Below are 16,481 nucleotides of genomic sequence, written 5' to 3' on the forward strand. Positions count from 1 at the left end.
GAACACGTGGGAGCGTACATCCTGGGAGTTCTCCTTTTTGCTCTCGGTATCGCGGTGACCATTGCTCTCCACGAGTGGGGCCACCTCACGGCGGCGCGCGCCTGCGGCATGAGGGTCCGTCGATACTTCATCGGATTCGGGCCGCGGGTCTGGTCCTTCCGGCGGGGCACGACGGAATACGGGCTCAAGGCTGTCCCGCTGGGGGGCTTCTGCGAGATCGCGGGCATGACGGCCCAGGATGAGGTCACGGCGGAGGAAGCCCCGCACGCGATGGTGAATAAACCCTGGTGGCAGCGGATTATCGTGCTGCTCGGCGGGGTGATCATGAACGTCCTCATCGGCTTCATCATTATCTATGGGGTGGGCTTGAGTAACGGTCTGCCGAATCCGGATGCCGATCCCGCGCCGGTCGCCCTCGAGACGGTCTGCGCCGCGGACCAGCTCCCCGATGGCAGCCTCGCTCGCTGTAGCGGTGAGGGGCCGGCGGCCGCGGCCGGGATCCAGCCAGGGGATCGCGTGCGCGTGGTGGAAGGGCAGCAGATCACCAGCTTCGGCCAGGTGCGGGACATCGTCATGGCCCACCCCGGGGAGCGGGTGAGCGTCGAGGTGGAACGAAACGGCCAGCCGCTCACCCTCCACATCGACGTCCAGAGCGTGCAGCGCCTCGACGCTGACGGCACCCTCCGCGAGGTGGGGGCCATCGGCCTCACCGGCGGCACCGGGCCCGATGCCGTGAAGAAGTACGGGCCGATCGAGGGCATCGGCCCCGCCCTCCGCTTTTCGGGGCAGTTCTTCGACGCCACGGTGAAGGGGCTCCTCTCCCTCCCCGGGAAGGTGCCTGGCGTGGTGGCCTCGATCTTCGGCGCGGAGCGGGCCGTCGATAGCCCCATGAGCGTGGTGGGAGCCTCGCGCGTGGGCGGGGAAATGGCCGAGCGCAGCATGTGGACGATGTTCTGGATGATGCTCGCCAACCTCAATTTCTTCCTCGCCCTCTTTAACCTCGTGCCGCTGCCGCCGCTCGACGGCGGGCACATCGCCGTCGTGCTGTGGGAGAAGCTGCGCGACGGGGTGCGGCGGATGCGGGGCCTTCCCGCGCTCGGGCCGGCGGACTACACGCGCCTCATGCCGCTCACGATGACGATCGCCGCGCTGCTGGTCAGCCTGGGCGTGGTGGTCATCGTGGCGGACGTCGTCAACCCGGTTCGGCTCTTCGGCTGAGAGGGGCGCTTCGGGGTGTAGAATTTTCTTCGCGGTGACCGTTGCTCCGCATACGCTGTCTAGAGGAGATTGAAAAACATCGTGTCTCAACCCATTGGACTTGGACTTCCGGACGCCCCGCCGCCAACCCTGGCCCCTCGGCGGAAAACTCGCCAGCTCATGGTGGGCTCTGTGGGGGTCGGCTCGGATTATCCCGTGTCGGTCCAGTCAATGACCACGACGAAGACTCATGACATCAACGCCACGCTCCAGCAGATTGCGCAGCTGACGGCGACGGGCTGCGATATTGTCCGTGTGGCCTGCCCCAAGACGGTGGACGCCGACGCGCTGCCCGCCATCGCGGCAAAGTCTCCCATCCCGGTGATCGCCGACATTCACTTCCAACCGAAGTACATCTTCAAGGCCATCGACGCCGGCTGTGCCGCAGTTCGCGTGAACCCGGGGAACATCCGGGAATTCGATGGCCGCGTGAAGGAAGTGGCCAAGGCGGCCGGCGATGCCGGCATCCCCATCCGTATCGGCGTGAACGCGGGTTCCCTCGATAAGCGGCTGCTGGAGAAGTACGGCAAGGCCACCCCGGAGGCGCTCGTCGAGTCGGCGATGTGGGAGGCCTCCCTCTTCGAGGAGCACGGGTACGGGGACATCGCCATCTCGGTGAAGCACAATGACCCAGTGGTGATGGTGGAGGCCTATCGTCAGCTCGCTGCGAAGACGGACTATCCGCTACACCTCGGTGTTACGGAGGCCGGCCCGGCCTTCCAGGGGACCATCAAGTCGGCCGTCGCTTTCGGTTGGCTGCTGGGCTCTGGTATCGGGGATACGATCCGCGTCTCCCTCTCGGCGGACCCGGTGGAGGAGATCAAGGTGGGGGACCAGATCCTCCAGTCGCTCAACCTCCGCCCGCGGAAGCTCGAGATTGTCTCCTGCCCCTCCTGCGGCCGGGCGCAGGTGGATGTGTACACCCTCGCCAACGAGGTGACGGCCGGGCTCGAGGGGATGAAGTTCCCACTGCGCGTCGCCGTCATGGGCTGCGTGGTCAATGGGCCGGGTGAGGCCCGCGATGCTGACCTGGGCGTCGCCTCGGGCAACGGCAAGGGGCAGATCTTCGTGAAGGGCGAGGTCATCAAGACCGTGCCAGAATCCCAGATCGTCGAGACCCTCATCGACGAGGCCATGCGCATCGCCGAGGAAGAAGGCTGGGAAGAAGAAGACGGCGTCTCGCCGTCGGTCAAGGTTACACGCTAGACGATTGGGGGCTGGGGTGCGCCTCCCGGGGGCGTCTCGTGCGCGGTGTTACTCTTCCGTGCATGAAAAGGCTTGCATCCATCGTGCTGAGCGCGGCTCTGGGGGCCACGAGCCTTGTCGCGTGCACGCCTCGTCCGAATGACCCGGAGCCAGTCGCCACGGCCGTGCTCGAGGCGCTCGCGGCCGATAAGCCCGAGGATGCGGGCCAGTACATCGATCAGTCGGAGGCGGCGGAGGACATCATCCGCCGCAGCTTCGACGGTCTCCAGGCGGAGGGTCTCGAGACCAATCTGACAGATATCGACGTCCGGGAGAATGTCGCGACGGCGCACTATCACCTGCGCTGGATCCTTCCCCGCGAGCGGGAGCTCTCCTATGACACGGAAATGCTGCTCACCCTCTCCGATGGGGAGTGGACCGTGCGCTGGCGTCCCAGCATGATTCACCCGCAGCTCGCCGCGCACCAGCACCTTGAGCTGCGCTCCGTCGCGGCGGAGCCCGCGAGCGTCATCACCTCGGACGGGGCGTCGGTGCTCGTCCCGGGGAGGCAGCATAGGGTTGTCGTCGACACGGATCAGCTGGCCACGGATGAGCAGCGCCGCTCGGTGGCGTACACGATCTCCCGGACCCTCGACGCGATCCACCGGGAGGATGCTCACCAGCCCACGGTGTCGGCGGAGGAGCTCAAGGGGGAGCTGGCGAAGCACACGGGCTCCTATTCGGTGGCCCTTGTGGCGGATCGTTTCGGGGCACAGCTGCGCACGGCCGTGAGCGCCCAGCCGGCGGTGCGGATCAATGAGGAAGCCGCGATGATCAACAAGGATCCGGAGTTTGCCCCGGACATCATGGCGCGGGTCAATCGCATCGTGGCGGATGATGTGCAGGGCAATAATGGGTGGAAGGTCTCGACGGTGTCCGCCGAGGGGGCGGCCTACACCGACGTGGATTACCACGCCCCGCAGCCCGCCCCCGCCATCCGGGTGAGCCTCGACCACAAGGTGCAAAATGCCGCCCAGGCGGCGGTGAACACGCGCTCCTCGATGGAGGCGATGATGGTGGTCATCCGGCCGTCGACGGGGGAGATCCTCGCCGTCGCGCAGACCCCGGAGGCGGATAAGCACGGGGACCTGGCACTCATGGGGCAGTACCCGCCCGGCTCGGTGTTCAAGATCATCACGGCGAGCGCCGGCATCGAGCACCAGGGCCTGGGCCCGGGCGCTTCCGTGCCCTGCCCGTCCACCATGGACATTGGGACACGCGTGGTGACGAACTACGCGGGCTTCGGGCTGGGGACGGTGCCGCTACAGACGGCCTTTGCCCGCTCCTGTAACACGACCTTCGCGGACATCTCCAGCCGGCTTGCGCCCTCTGAGCTGCAGGAGGAGGGGAGGAAGTTCGGGATCGGGGTGGACTATGAGATCCCCGGCCTGGACACGCTGACCGGGAGCATCCCCAAGGGGGAGGATGAGCTCGCCCGCACCGATGCCGGCTATGGCCAGGGGGATGACCTCGTGAGCCCCTTCGGCGTGGCGCTCGTTGCGGCCACCGCGGCGGCGGGGCACACGCCCACACCCGTGCTCATCCAGGGCCACCAGACTGAGGTGAAAAACGGCGCGGATGCGCCCTCGCAGCACGTCATCGACGGTCTCAGGCCGCTCATGCGGGCCGTCGTCACCCACGGAACGGCGACCGGGATGAAAGCCGGCGGCGAGATCTACGCCAAGACGGGCGAGGCGGAGTTCGACGGCGGGTCGCACGCGTGGTTCGCCGGGTACCGGGATGATCTGGCCTTCGCGACGCTGGTGGTCCGCGGCGGAGGATCGGAGTCCTCGGTGGCGGTCACCGACGAGTTCTTCCGGCTGCTAGACGCGCCAGCCGAGTAGGGGACTACGATGGCCACCATGTCAGAACGTGCGCCATTGAAGCAGGAGAAGCCCACCCCGATTCGCAAGGTCCCTGAGAGCATTGAGAGGCCGGAGTACGCCTGGAAGGACTCGGTCCAGGAGAACGTCGGCGAACCGTATGTGCAGACGCCGGAAACGATTGAGAAGATGCGTGAGGCCTCGCGCATCGCGGCGAATGCCCTGGCTGCGGCCGGTGCCGCGGTGAAGCCTGGTGTGACGACCGATGAGATTGATCGGGTGGCCCACGAGTACATGTGTGACCACGGCGCCTATCCCTCGACGCTCGGCTATCGGGGTTTCCCCAAGTCGTGTTGCGTGTCCCTCAATGAGATCGTGTGCCACGGGATTCCGGACACCACGGTGATTGAGGATGGAGACATCGTCAATATCGATGTGACGGCCTACAAGAACGGCGTGCATGGTGACACGAACGCCACGTTCCTGGCCGGCAACGTGAGCGAGGAGCACCGGCTCCTCGTCGAGCGGACGCGCGAGGCGATGATGCGGGGCATCAAGGTGGCCAAGCCGGGGCGTGAGATCAACGTCATCGGGCGCGTCATCGAGTCCTATGCCCACCGCTTCGGCTATACCGTTGTCCGCGACTTCACCGGACACGGCGTGGGGCCCACCTTCCACAACGGGCTCGTGGTCCTTCACTATGACTCCATGGCCTACCGGGACATCCTCGAACCCGGGATGACGCTCACCATCGAGCCCATGATTAACCTCGGTGGGCTGGACTACACCATCTGGGACAACGACTGGACCGTGCAGAACACGGATTACAAGTTCTCCGCCCAGTTCGAGCACACCATCGTCATCACCGAGGACGGCAACGAAATCCTCACCATTCCCGACGAGTCCTAGACCGCGGGGCATCCTCCCGGGGCCCACGGCCCGGGAGGTGAAGGACACCGCCGGCCAGACAACAGAGGCCGGCCAGGGGCACTACCACGGAGGACGCCGTGATGAGTGCCCCATTGAGCTGTCCGCCGGCCACCCACACCGCGGCTGCGTGAAGCGCCCCGACCCCCAGGATGAGCAGACCGCCGATGCCGGAGAAGATGCTCCCGGCACGGGAGTGGCCGTCGACGTGCTCCCGGAAGAGCCCCTGGGCGTTCAAGAAGGCTGTGCAGCAGAGCACCCCGGCGAGGGGAATCGCGAGCACATGGGCCTTCGTGAGGCTGGGGCCGAGAGAGGCGAGGATGAGGCAGAGCCCCGTGGCGAGCGAGGTGAGGGAGGCGATGAGGCGTCGGCGCCGCGCGGCGGCAGCTGGCGGTCGCTGGCGCGTGCTCGTGGCAACGGCCATCGCCTAGAACTCCAGGCCCAGGAGGGCGTTTTCGATGACCTCGGGGAGGGCGGGGTGGATCCAGTACTGCGAGGTGGCTGCATCCCGAACGTCGATGTCAAAGACCATGAGGGTGATGAGCTGCTGGATCAGCGTGGAAGCCTGGGGCCCAATGAGGTGGGCGCCCAGCAGCTTGCCCGTCGAGCGGTCCGCGATGAGCTTGACGAACCCCGTGGTGTCCTCCATGGCCCAGCCATAGGCGACGTCCCCGTAGTTCTGGATCTTCACCGTGATATCGAGCCCCTTCTCCCGGGCCTCGTCCTCGGTGAGTCCGACGGTGGCGATCTGCGGGTGGGTAAAAATGGCCGCCGGGACGTGCGTGTGCGGCATGGGGCGCAGGTCCTCCGGGTGGAGGACGTTGTGGCGCACGGCCCGCATCTCGGCGTTAGCCACGTGCTTGAGGAGGTAGGGGGAGGAGACATCGCCGAGGGCCCACACGCCGTCGGCGCTCGTGCGGCCATAGTCGTCGACGACGATCCGCCGCCCATCCTCATGGAGATCGATGCCCGCGGCCTCGGCGCCGAGCAGGTCGCCGTTGGGGATGCGGCCGGTGGCCACGAGCAGCGCCTCCGCGCGGACCGTGCTGCCGTCGTCGAGGGTGAGCTCGACGCCGTCCTCGACGTCGCGCGCAGCGGAAACCTCCACGCCGGTGCGCATGTCGTAGCGCTGCGCGATGATCTCATTGATGCGCTGGGACACATCCTGGTCCACGGTGCGCAGAAGCTGCTCGGAGCGGTTCACAATGGTCACCTTCGTGCCGAGCGCGTCGAAGACGTGCGCGAACTCGAGGGCAATGTATCCGCCGCCCATGATGATGAGGGAGGAGGGCTGCTCGGGCAGCCGCATGATGTCCTCGCTGGTGTGATAGGTGACGCCGGACTCGGCGATGACGGGGAGGACCTGGGGGCGGGAACCGGCGGCAATGATGATGGTGTCGCCGCTGATGACGCGCCGCTCCTCGCCCTGGCCCGTCTCGATGGTCTTGGGCCCGATGAAGCGCGCGTGCTGGTCGTAGACGTCGATGTTGGGGGTCTCCGGGCCGCGGCGGTAGGCCTCGCCGCCCTCCGCGATCTGGTCGATGCGCTTGTGGAAGACGCGCTCGACGATGCTCGGCCAGTCCACCCGATCGACGTGGCCGTGGACCCCGAGGGCACCGCCCTCGCGGGTCTCGTAGGCGATATCCGCAGCGTGGACATACATCTTGGTGGGGATGCACCCCACATTGAGGCAGGTCCCGCCGAAGCGCCCCTCTTCGATGATGGCGATGGATTGGTCATCAAACTCCGGGGTCGGGATGGAATTCCCCGATCCCGTTCCGATGATGATGAGGGAGTAATGCTTGTCCACGGGCATTGTGCTCACGTTCAATCCGTTCCTCGTCGAGGGGTCAGTTGCGGTGTCTGGATGTTGATCCTAGTCGAGCGTCGTGTGCAGCCATCGCAGCGTGGCGGCGAAGGCCTCGGCGCGCGCCTGCGGCGTCGAGCAGAACACATCGTGGCGGGCGCCGTCAATTGTTCGCACGGTGACATCGCGGCCGAGCAAGGGGGCTCGACGGCGAATCTGCTCCACATCCAGCACGGTATCCGCCGTGTCCGCGGCCGCGGAGTAGGGCTGGTTGAGCCACGAGGTTGAGGAGCACAGGGTGAGCGTCGGCACCCCAACATCGACGTGGTGGGCGTGTACCTCCCGCTGGCCGAGGAGAATGGCGCGGAGCCAGCCCAGGTATTTGTCGTGACCCTCGAGGGGCTTGAGCGCGAGGTCATAGTCCCATTCTCCGTGGTAATCGCGGTGGAGGGACTCCCCGTAGCAGGTGAGCTTCCCGCCGGGGATCTCGATGTTCGGCTTGCGGGCCCCGAGGGCGATAGCCACCGGGGTGCCGAGGGTGACGAGGAGGCGGGGATACATCATGTCCAGCCAGGGGCTGTTGAGCACCAGGGCGGAGATGTGCGCGTGGCGCTCATCGCCCCGGGTGGCAAGCGCGCTCAGCCAGAGCGGAACGATGAGGCCGCCCGTCGAGTGGGCGAGGGGGATGATGTGCTCGTGGCCGGCGCCGCGGAGGGCGTCCACGGCGGCGTCGAGGTCGGGGAAGTAGTACTCGAGGTCAGTGGTGTAGTGCCAGCGCTGGCCAGGGCGGTGGCTCCGGCCGCACTTGCGAAGATCCACCGCGTAGAACGCGAAGCCGTGCTCGTGGAAGAACTCGGCCACGTGGGTCTGGAAGAAGTAGTCCGTCATTCCATGAACCCAGAGGAGCGCCGGGCGCTGCTCCCACTCGGGGGCGGCTGCGTCGGCGGGGTGATAGCGCACGACGGTGCAGCAGACGTCGCTCTCGCTGTCGGGATCCTCCCCTAGGGGGAGGGTGAGCGACTGGTAGGGGGTGCCGAGGATGTCCGATTCCCAATCGGGCCACTCGGGGTGTGCAGATGTCATGTTGTCCCAGTGTAGGGGGGAATGAGCGGGGGTGGAAGTTGGGGCGCGTTCCCCTGTTAGGGGTCTTATTGATCTCAAACATGGGGGAGGGGAGTAGAGTAAATGGGCAAAGAAACGACGCAACTCTCCTAAGGGGTAGATCTTCGTGGCTCGAATTAACAGTGGGAAAAGCTCGGCTTTGATGGGCGAGGTGGACATCGCCCTCATCGGCGCCGGCATCATGAGCGCCACCCTGGGCGCGATTTTCCGCGAACTGGAACCGTCCTGGACCCAGGTACTTTTTGAGCGGTGTGACGCTCCGGCGGAGGAGTCCTCCTCCCCGTGGAACAATGCGGGAACCGGCCACTCCGCCCTGTGCGAGTTGAACTACACTCCCGAGAACCACGGCAAGGTGGATACCGCCAAGGCCGTCAATATCAACGAGAAGTTCCAGCTTTCTCGCCAGTTCTGGTCCCACCAGGTGGAAAGCGGTGTGCTGGGTGATCCTAGCGAGTTCATCAACCCGGTGCCGCACGTCTCCTTCGCCAATGGCGAGGACCAGGTCCGCTACCTCCGCCGTCGCTACGAGGCCCTGCGTCCGCTTCCGCTCTTCCCCGACATGCAGTTCAGCGATGATCGGGCGACCTTCGATGAGATGCTCCCCCTCATGGGGAAGGGCCGTGCCGCGGGCGACCGCGTCGCCATCTCCTGGTTCGGCAACGGCACGGACGTGAACTTCGGCGCCCAGACTCGCCAGTTCATCGACGCTGCCAAGAAGCAGGGCACCGAGGTCCGCTACGGGCACGAGGTCACCAACATCACCGCCCAGGGTGACAAGTGGAAGGTGACCGCCAAGAACCTCCACACGGGCGAGTCCCAGTCGATCATCGCGAACTTCGTGTTCGTGGGCGCCGGTGGACAGGCGCTGCCGCTGCTGCAGAAGTCCGGCATCGCGGAGATCAAGGGCTACGCCGGCTTCCCGGTCTCCGGCGAGTGGCTGCGCTGCACCAACCCGGAGCTGGTGGAGCAGCACGCGGCTAAGGTCTACGGCAAGGCCTCCGTGGGCGCCCCGCCGATGTCCGTCCCGCACCTCGACACCCGCATCATCGACGGGAAGAAGGGCCTCATGTTCGGGCCCTACGCCGGCTGGACCCCGAAGTTCCTCAAGAACGGTTCCAACCTCGACCTCTTCAAGTCCATGCGGATCGGCAACATCCCCTCCTACCTGGGCGTGGGCGTGCAGGAGATGGGGCTGACGAAGTACCTCGTCACCGAGCTGCTCAAGGACATGGATGCCCGCATCGACTCCCTGCGTGAGTACATGCCGACGGCCCGCAAGGAGGACTGGGAGCTCATCGTCGCCGGCCAGCGCGTGCAGGTGATTAAGCCCGCCGGGATCCCGCGCTTCGGCTCCCTCGAGTTTGGTACGACGCTCATCAACAACTCCGCCGGCACCATCGCCGGCCTGCTCGGCGCCTCCCCGGGTGCCTCCATCGCCCCCTCCGCCATGCTCGAGCTCCTCGAGCGCTGCTTCGGCGGTTACCTCATCGAGTGGGCGCCCAAGATCAAGGAGATGTTCCCCTCCTACGGTGTGAAGCTCTCCAACGAGCCCAAGCTCTTCGAAGAGCTGTGGGATCACACCCAGAAGGTGCTCAAGCTCGAGCGCTAAAGCGCCCCGAGCACCCCTCCAGACACCCCCGGCACCGCGGTCTCAGATCGCGGAGGAGCCGGGGGTGTTCTCTTTCCTCGCAGGCGGCGAGCCCCACCCGGGCAGCGCCGCTCACTAGGTGCCGCAATACGTGACGTAGGGCGGGGCGTCGGGGTCCCCGGGCCGGTCGCACCCGGAGGGAGCCTGCCGCGAGCGCAGCTCCCAGGGGTGGGTGACGGCATCGAGGAGGGCGTGGAAGGGGGCGAGGTCGCCGTCGCGGGCCTCGCGAAGAACGTTCTCAACGGCGTGATTCCGGGGGATGATGAGCGGGTTCACGCGGGCAAGCTGCCCACGATCTGGCCCCGCCGCCTCCCACCGGGCCCACCACTCCGCGAGCTCGGGCGCGGCGGAGGACTCCCCAGTGAGGCTGCGCAGAGTTCCGGTGAGGTCCAGGTGATGCTCCGTCATGATCTCCACCAGCTCATCGGCCAGCGAGAGGGCCTCCGGACCTGCGGGAAGTCCCAGCGCTCTGGCCATCTCCTCGCCCCACGCTGCGCGGTAGCGGTCTGGGACCTCAGCGACGATCTCCATGGCCCTCGCCGCCGCCGTCTCCGGGGAGGGATCGATGAGGGGGAGGAGCGCCTCGCCAAGCCGGGCCGCATTCCACCCGATGATGAGCGGCTGGTTGCGGTAACGATAGCGCCCTGCGCGATCAATGGAACTAAACACCGTGTCCGGATCGAAGCGATCCATGAAGGCGCACGGGCCGTAGTCGATCGTTTCTCCGCTCAGCGTGGTGTTGTCCGTGTTCATGACGCCGTGGATAAACCCCAGCCGCATCCACTGGGCAACGGCGCGCAGCTGCACGCTGATGACGTGCTCGAGGAGGTCCAGCCCCGCATTGCCTCGGCTTTCTTCGGGCCCCACCTCCTCGACGATCCGCCCCAGCACATCCTCGCTCGCCCGACCATGCCCCATGAGAAGACGCGCGTACTGCACGGTGCCCACGCGGAGGTGAGTGCGGGCAACCCGCACGAGCATCGCACCGGGTTCCGCCCCCTGCCGCTGGACCGTGAGCCCGGTGGTGAGGACGGCGAGGGATCGCGTCGTCGGTACCCCGAGGGCGTGCATCGCTTCGGAGACGAGGTATTCCCGCAGCATGGGGCCGAGAACTGCCTGGCCGTCGCCGCCGCGGGCGAAGGGGGTGCGCCCGGCGCCTTTGACGTGGAGGTCGCGGAGGTGGCCGTCGCGGTGGGGGAGCTCGCCGAGGAGAACGGCGCGGCCATCGCCGAGCAGGGGGCTCAGCTGGCCGAATTGGTGTCCCGAATAGCCCTGGGCCACGGGCTGCGCCCCCGCGGGGAGGTTCCGCCCGCACAGGAAGGCGATCCCCTCCGGGCCGCGCAGCCATTTCGGATCAAGCCCCAGCTCCCGCGCGAGCCCCTCGTTGAGGACCACGAGCCGCGGCTCCGGCGCCTCCTGCACCTGCCACGGCACGGACAGCTCCGGGAACGTCTCGGCGAAATGATGCTGAAGCGGGGGCAGAGTGCTCATGCCGCCAGCATACGGATGCCCCCGCGCCGCGCGCTCCGCCTACTCCCGGACGATGAGGTGCAGCTGCGCATCCTTCGGGATCTCCATGTGAAGTCCGTGCTCAGCGGTATAATCGACGACGTCCCCCGCGCTCTCCAGCTCCTCCTCGGCGCTCGCCAGGACGCGGGTGAGCACCCCCTTGTACTTCTTGTTCACGTGGCTCACCACGGAACGCGAGCCGTCCGGCTTCTCCTTCATCACCGTGAGGGTGAGCGCGCCGGGGATGGTGCCGAGCTGCGCGTAGGCCCCCGACCGGGCGTCGATGATAAGCCCCGGGAGCTCCGCCCCCGCGGCGCTCAGAGTCGGTGACCAGCGGGATTTCATCGTGGCGGTGCCGCCATCGCGCCGGGGGAGCGTCGAGCCCCCGGACAGGCGATAGTGGGGGATGGGGTCTGTCGCGTGGAGGAAGCCGAACATCGCGGAGCTGAGAAGGATGCGCTCCCAGGCACGGGGAGGGAGGTGCTCGGCGTCGAGGGCGTCGTAGAGGACGCCCGTGTAGCGGCGCAGCGCGGGAGTGCAGGGGGAGTCGCGCAGAGCGATGTTCGCCTCCACCTCCGACCACAGCCGATCCGAGAGCTTGAGCACCCGCTGCATGGCGAGCGGCTCGAGGGCGAGGAGATCCTCGATGATCTCCTCACGCACCGGAGTGAGCGAGGAAAAGTGCAGGCGATCGAGATCAAGGGGCGGCAGATCTCCGCCGTCGGCCTTCGCCTCCGAAGGGGGGAGGATAATGAGCATGCGCTTAAGCCTAGGCGGTAGACTGCAGCACATGATTACCCGCCTGTCCACTCTGTTTTTGCGCACACTGCGTGAAGATCCTGCAGACGCAGAAGTCCCCAGCCACAAGTTGCTCGTTCGCGCTGGGTATATCCGAAGGGTCGCCCCGGGGGTCTACTCCTGGTTGCCGCTCGGGTGGAAGACCCTGAAGAAGATTGAAGCCATTGTCCGCGAAGAAATGGACCGGATCGGCGCGCAGGAGCTCAGCTTCCCCGCCCTTCTGCCGCGGGAGCCCTATGAGACCACCAATCGGTGGGAGGAGTACGGCGACGCCCTCTTCCGACTCAAGGATCGCAAGAAGGCTGATTACCTTCTCGGGCCCACCCACGAGGAGCTCTTCACCCTCACCGTCAAGGATCTCTACTCCTCCTACAAGGATTTCCCCGTCATCCTGTACCAGATCCAGACGAAGTACCGGGATGAGGAGCGCCCGCGCGCAGGTATCCTGCGCGGCCGGGAGTTCATTATGAAGGACTCCTACTCCTTCAACATGAACGACGAGGGCCTGGCGGAATCCTATTCCCTGCATCGCCAGGCGTATCAGCGGATTTTTGACCGCCTGGGCGTCAACTACGCCATCTGCCAGGCGACCTCCGGGGCGATGGGCGGCTCGGCCTCCGAGGAGTTCCTGGCGATCTCCCCGACGGGGGAGGACACGTTCGTCAGCAGCACGGATGGAAGCTTCGCGGCTAATGTCGAGGCCGTCGTCACTCAGCCGGGTACGCCTCGCCCCATCGAGGGCCAGCCGGAGCCGAAGGTCTATGACACCCCGGGTGCCTCCACCATGGAGTCCATGCTCGAGTGGATGCAGCGCGATGGCATCGAGGTGGACGGCCGGCCGGCTGAGCTGAGCGACACGCTGAAGTGCCTCATCGTCAAGGTGGCGCAGCCGGGGAAGGAGCCGGAGCTCACCGGCATCCTCATCCCCGGTGACCGCGAGGCGGACATGAAGCGCCTCGAAGCCTCCCTGGAGCCCGCCACGGTGGAGCTTGCCAGCGATGAGGACTTCGCGAAGAACCCCTTCCTCACCAAGGGATTCGTGGGCCCGCGGGCGCTCGCGGAGAACGGCGTGCGCATCCTCGCGGATCCGCGGGTGGTCGAGGGCACCGCGTGGATCACCGGTGCCGATGAGAAGGACCGCCACGTGGTGGGCCTCGTCTGCGGCCGCGACTTCCAACCCGATGGCAGCATCGAGGCCGCAGAGATTAAGGAGGGCGACCCTGCCCCCGACGGCAAAGGCACCCTTACCCTCGAGCGCGGCATCGAGATCGGCCACATCTTCCAGCTGGGTCGGAAGTACACCACCGCCTTTGACGTGCAGATTCTCGACGAGAACGGCAAGCGCACCATCCCCACGATGGGCTCTTATGGCATTGGCGTCTCCCGGCTTCTCGCCGTCCTCGCGGAGCAGCGCCACGATGAGCGGGGCCTCAACTGGCCCGTCGAGGTGGCCCCGTACCCGGTGCACGTCGTCGTCGCGAACAAGGACCCCGAGGCGGGCGCGGCGGCGGAGCGCTTCGTGGCGGAGCTCGACGCGCAGGGCGTCGATGTCCTCTTTGATGATCGCCCGAAGGTCAGCCCCGGCGTGAAGTTCAAGGACGCGGAGCTGCTCGGTATGCCGTACACCGTGGTCTTCGGGCGCCGGTATGCCGATGGCGTCATTGAGTTGCGCGAGCGCGGCGCGGACACGCGTGACGTGCCGGCGGAGGATCTCGTCGAGGAGATCCTGAGCGCCCTGCGCCCGGCGGCGCAGAGCTAAGACGGATCGGACCCGCCGCGCTTAGTCCTGGGCGGCGGAGCAGTCCCGCAAGGTGGCGGCGCTGGTGGTGAGCCAGCGTCGCCATTCGTCGTTGTGGGCCTGCGCGATGGCCTCGCTCCAGCGCTGCTGGGAGTCGGACTCGAGGGTCGCGATGTATCCCTGAGCGGCGGTGGAGGTGGTGGGGAGGGACTCGGCGGGGATCTGGTAGCCCGGCTGGGGCTCGGGTGCCTTCTCCTCGGACTCGGAAAAGGCGTGGCGGATCCCGGCGGCGGCATCTCGGTGGCACTGGGAGCTGCGGGAGAGGGCCTCCTCCTGCGAGGGATCCGCGAAGCCCTGGGCGGAGTCCAGCCCCCAGATGGTGGCCCACTCGGCCTCGATGAGCGCGCCCGCCCCCTCACGATCCGAGGAGCCGAGCGCCCCGGGCTGCCCAAAGCGGGGCGCACCCTCCCCGGAGTCCGCTTCCGGGTCCTCGGCGCGCAGCGCCCCGGCGAAATCGAGGGCCAGGTGGCTGAGAAGATCGCGGGAGTCCTCCGGGGCGTCGTCGACGGCGTCGATGAGGTTCTCCAGGGAGGTGCGGGGGTCGAGGTCACTCGCGTCACGGGCCAGCTCATCCCGGTCCACGGCGCACGCCGAGGGCGCGCTGCCGTCCTCGTAGATGCCGCAGCTGCGGGCGAGGTCAGCGAGCAGCTCGTCGGCTTGTTCCTGCCGCATGGCGGCGAGGGTGGGGTCGCTGGACTCCCAGGCCGATCCGTCGTGAAGAGCCTGCCCGGCGAGTGTCATGAGCGTGTCGTCCGGGTGAGGCCCGAGGACGCTGCAGGAGCTGGCGCACACGCTCGCTCCGCAGAGGAGGAGGACAGCGCAGCGTCGGGGGAGCAGGGGCGTCATCGTCGATCTCGGCACACCGGGTATGTTACGCGCCGGCCGAGTGGTTAGGCTGGTTGCCATGGCCTTTCCGACACACGATGAGATTGAGCAGTGCGTGAGCCCCACCGTGTCCTCCTATGGGATGGACGTTGAGTACGTCCGCGTCCATCGAGCGGGGAAGAAGTCGGTGGTGGCGATCGCGGTCGGCGCCGATACCGCTCCCGGCTCCGATGATCTGGAGGCGTTGAGCCGCGAGCTCTCCCAGCTGCTTGATGACAAGGAGGAGGCCGGGGAGATGAACTTCGGCCCCGGGTACACCCTGGAGGTCACCACCCCGGGGGTCGATTTTCCGCTCACCCTCCCTCGCCACTGGCGGCGGCACCGCTACCGCGCCGTCCGTATTGAGGAAGAGGGGAGGACGAGTACCTGGCGCATCGGCGACCTCAAGGAGGAGGACGGCCAGGCACGAGTGGTGCTCGTGAGCCGGGAGAAGAAGCCGAGCATCCGCATGATGGAAGTGGCGCCCTCCCGGCCCGGGGTGGTAGAAATTGAGTTCGCTCATATTCCTGAAGCTGAGCGCGAATTGTGCGCTCTCTCATTTGACGACGCCGAAGAAAGGCAAGGACACGACAAGTGAATATTGATCTTCACGCGCTGGAGGCTATTGAAAAGGAGCGGGGGATTCCCGTGGAGGAGTTGCTCCCGACGATCGCCGGCGCGTTACTCCATGCCTATCAGGACTTCCGGGTCTCGGAGCCCTCTGAGCACGAGACGCGCGCCCGCGTCGACATCGACGGGGAGACCGGGGACGTTGCTGTCATCGTCAGTGAGCTCGACGAGGACGGCGAAGTCATCAGCGAGTACGACGACACCCCGCAGGGATTCGGCCGGGTCGGCGCCCTGGCCGTGCGCCAGGCGATCGTCCAGAAACTCAAGCAGGCTGAGGCCGGTCGCGTCTACGAGGCTTATACCTCCTACGAGGGGCGGATCGTGTCCGGGGTTGTCCAGCGGGACGCCCGGGCCAATGAGCGGGGGATCGTCGTCGTGGCCATCGGCACGGAGGCCGAGCCCCAGGACGGCATCATCCTGCCCGCCGAGCAGATTCCGGGCGAGAAACTCGAGCATGGTGATCGCATCAAGGCGTTCGTCGTCGGCGTGAACCGCGGGAATCGCCAGGTGACCATCAATCTCTCGCGCACCCATCCCGAGCTTGTCCGGGGGCTCTTCGAACTTGAGGTTCCGGAGGTGGCCGAGGGCTCGGTGGAGATCCTCGGGATCGCCCGCGAGGCGGGGCACCGCTCCAAGGTGGCCGTCCACGCGAAGGCGAAGGGCCTCAACGCGAAGGGCGCGTGCATCGGACCGCGCGGGCAGCGCGTGAGCAGCATCATGAAGGAACTGAGCGGCGAGAAGATCGACATCATCTCCTGGTCCGAGGACCCCGCGGTGTACGTGGGCAACGCGCTGGCGCCGTCGAAGGTAGTGAACGTCGAGATTATCGACGCCGACGCCCAAACCGCACGCGTCACCGTTCCGGATTATCAGCTGTCCCTGGCGATCGGCCGGGAGGGTCAAAATGCCCGCCTCGCGGCGCGTCTGACCGGATGGAAGATTGACATTCACTCCGACGCGGATACTGGGGCCTAATTCTCCTTTTTCTTCCTTATCGCGTAATATGAATGACCGGCCTGGTGCCCCGGCCTGTGTTTGGGGTACCAGAACGCA

14 protein-coding genes are annotated in these 16,481 nt (G+C 66.7%); 8 read left to right on the forward strand and 6 right to left on the reverse strand.

Annotated features, from left to right (window positions below; translation table 11 throughout):
- Nucleotides 1–6: 6 nt before the first annotated feature.
- The 4 genes from L1O03_RS04265 to map all read left to right on the forward strand — a co-directional run bounded on the left by L1O03_RS04265 (nucleotide 7) and on the right by map (nucleotide 5,234).
- Complete coding sequence (locus L1O03_RS04265; RefSeq protein ID WP_236118202.1) at nucleotides 7–1,218, forward strand: M50 family metallopeptidase; 1,212 nt, start codon at nucleotides 7–9, stop codon at nucleotides 1,216–1,218.
- 81 nt (nucleotides 1,219–1,299) lie between these two features.
- The gene (ispG, locus tag L1O03_RS04270) at nucleotides 1,300–2,463 is read left to right on the forward strand and encodes a flavodoxin-dependent (E)-4-hydroxy-3-methylbut-2-enyl-diphosphate synthase (RefSeq protein WP_236118203.1); all 1,164 of its coding nucleotides are present in this window, start codon (nucleotides 1,300–1,302) and stop codon (nucleotides 2,461–2,463) included.
- Between the two features lie 62 nt (nucleotides 2,464–2,525).
- Nucleotides 2,526–4,346: a penicillin-binding transpeptidase domain-containing protein gene (locus L1O03_RS04275; RefSeq protein ID WP_236118204.1), complete on the forward strand. Its 1,821-nt coding sequence runs from the start codon at nucleotides 2,526–2,528 to the stop codon at nucleotides 4,344–4,346.
- An 18-nt stretch (nucleotides 4,347–4,364) separates the two neighbouring features.
- Nucleotides 4,365–5,234, forward strand: coding sequence for a type I methionyl aminopeptidase (gene map, locus L1O03_RS04280; protein WP_236118205.1), 870 nt, complete (start codon nucleotides 4,365–4,367; stop codon nucleotides 5,232–5,234).
- Here the strand turns inward: map and L1O03_RS04285 are convergent.
- Genes L1O03_RS04285 through L1O03_RS04295 form a run of 3 tightly spaced genes read right to left on the reverse strand, consistent with a single transcriptional unit; the run spans nucleotide 5,212 to nucleotide 8,142 of the window.
- Entirely contained in the window at nucleotides 5,212–5,676 is a 465-nt protein-coding gene (locus L1O03_RS04285) for a hypothetical protein (protein ID WP_236118206.1), read from the reverse strand. The two genes, map and L1O03_RS04285, sit on opposite strands and share 23 nt — an antisense overlap.
- Nucleotides 5,677–5,679: 3 nt before the next feature.
- The gene (gene mtr / locus L1O03_RS04290) at nucleotides 5,680–7,068 is read right to left on the reverse strand and encodes a mycothione reductase (protein ID WP_236118506.1); all 1,389 of its coding nucleotides are present in this window, start codon (nucleotides 7,066–7,068) and stop codon (nucleotides 5,680–5,682) included.
- Nucleotides 7,069–7,128: 60 nt separating this feature from the next.
- Nucleotides 7,129–8,142, reverse strand: coding sequence for an alpha/beta hydrolase (locus L1O03_RS04295; RefSeq protein ID WP_236118207.1), 1,014 nt, complete (start codon nucleotides 8,140–8,142; stop codon nucleotides 7,129–7,131).
- 181 nt (nucleotides 8,143–8,323) lie between these two features.
- Between L1O03_RS04295 and mqo the strand changes: the two genes are divergently transcribed.
- Nucleotides 8,324–9,790, forward strand: coding sequence for a malate dehydrogenase (quinone) (gene mqo, locus L1O03_RS04300; protein WP_236118507.1), 1,467 nt, complete (start codon nucleotides 8,324–8,326; stop codon nucleotides 9,788–9,790).
- 114 nt (nucleotides 9,791–9,904) lie between these two features.
- Here the strand turns inward: mqo and L1O03_RS04305 are convergent, their stop codons facing one another.
- Together L1O03_RS04305 and L1O03_RS04310 are read right to left on the reverse strand one after the other, a co-directional pair.
- Nucleotides 9,905–11,320, reverse strand: coding sequence for a protein adenylyltransferase SelO (locus tag L1O03_RS04305; RefSeq protein ID WP_236118208.1), 1,416 nt, complete (start codon nucleotides 11,318–11,320; stop codon nucleotides 9,905–9,907).
- 39 nt (nucleotides 11,321–11,359) lie between these two features.
- Nucleotides 11,360–12,097, reverse strand: coding sequence for a YaaA family protein (locus L1O03_RS04310; RefSeq protein ID WP_236118209.1), 738 nt, complete (start codon nucleotides 12,095–12,097; stop codon nucleotides 11,360–11,362).
- Nucleotides 12,098–12,128: 31 nt separating this feature from the next.
- Between L1O03_RS04310 and L1O03_RS04315 the strand changes: the two genes are divergently transcribed.
- On the forward strand, nucleotides 12,129–13,895 hold the full coding sequence (locus L1O03_RS04315; RefSeq protein WP_236118210.1) for a proline--tRNA ligase: 1,767 nt from the start codon (nucleotides 12,129–12,131) through the stop codon (nucleotides 13,893–13,895).
- A gap of 21 nt (nucleotides 13,896–13,916) precedes the next feature.
- Here the strand turns inward: L1O03_RS04315 and L1O03_RS04320 are convergent, their stop codons facing one another.
- Complete coding sequence (locus L1O03_RS04320) at nucleotides 13,917–14,795, reverse strand: DUF4439 domain-containing protein (RefSeq protein ID WP_236118211.1); 879 nt, start codon at nucleotides 14,793–14,795, stop codon at nucleotides 13,917–13,919.
- Nucleotides 14,796–14,838: 43 nt separating this feature from the next.
- On the opposite strand from L1O03_RS04320, the gene rimP reads away from it, so the two are divergent.
- Together rimP and nusA are read left to right on the forward strand one after the other, a co-directional pair.
- Nucleotides 14,839–15,396 (forward strand): ribosome maturation factor RimP, encoded by a 558-nt coding sequence (gene rimP / locus L1O03_RS04325; protein ID WP_236118212.1) that lies wholly within the window; start codon nucleotides 14,839–14,841, stop codon nucleotides 15,394–15,396.
- Nucleotides 15,393–16,403, forward strand: a complete 1,011-nt coding sequence (nusA, locus tag L1O03_RS04330) for a transcription termination factor NusA (protein ID WP_236118213.1) — start codon at nucleotides 15,393–15,395, stop codon at nucleotides 16,401–16,403. Before rimP ends, nusA begins: the two co-directional genes overlap by 4 nt.
- Nucleotides 16,404–16,481 lie beyond the last annotated feature (78 nt).

This window comes from Corynebacterium uropygiale (genome assembly GCF_021568315.1).
Taxonomy (GTDB): domain Bacteria; phylum Actinomycetota; class Actinomycetes; order Mycobacteriales; family Mycobacteriaceae; genus Corynebacterium; species Corynebacterium uropygiale.

Bases quoted from the DNA above. Each gene is read 5' to 3' on its own strand.
- L1O03_RS04285 (WP_236118206.1), bottom strand. From the start codon at position 5,676: ATGGCCGTTGCCACGAGCACGCGCCAGCGACCGCCAGCTGCCGCCGCG.
- L1O03_RS04310 (WP_236118209.1), bottom strand. From the start codon at position 12,097: ATGCTCATTATCCTCCCCCCTTCGGAGGCGAAGGCCGACGGCGGAGAT.
- map (WP_236118205.1), top strand. From the start codon at position 4,365: ATGTCAGAACGTGCGCCATTGAAGCAGGAGAAGCCCACCCCGATTCGC.
- L1O03_RS04315 (WP_236118210.1), top strand. From the start codon at position 12,129: ATGATTACCCGCCTGTCCACTCTGTTTTTGCGCACACTGCGTGAAGAT.
- L1O03_RS04305 (WP_236118208.1), bottom strand. From the start codon at position 11,320: ATGAGCACTCTGCCCCCGCTTCAGCATCATTTCGCCGAGACGTTCCCG.
- L1O03_RS04275 (WP_236118204.1), top strand. From the start codon at position 2,526: ATGAAAAGGCTTGCATCCATCGTGCTGAGCGCGGCTCTGGGGGCCACG.
- mtr (WP_236118506.1), bottom strand. From the start codon at position 7,068: ATGCCCGTGGACAAGCATTACTCCCTCATCATCATCGGAACGGGATCG.
- rimP (WP_236118212.1), top strand. From the start codon at position 14,839: ATGGCCTTTCCGACACACGATGAGATTGAGCAGTGCGTGAGCCCCACC.
- mqo (WP_236118507.1), top strand. From the start codon at position 8,324: ATGGGCGAGGTGGACATCGCCCTCATCGGCGCCGGCATCATGAGCGCC.
- L1O03_RS04295 (WP_236118207.1), bottom strand. From the start codon at position 8,142: ATGACATCTGCACACCCCGAGTGGCCCGATTGGGAATCGGACATCCTC.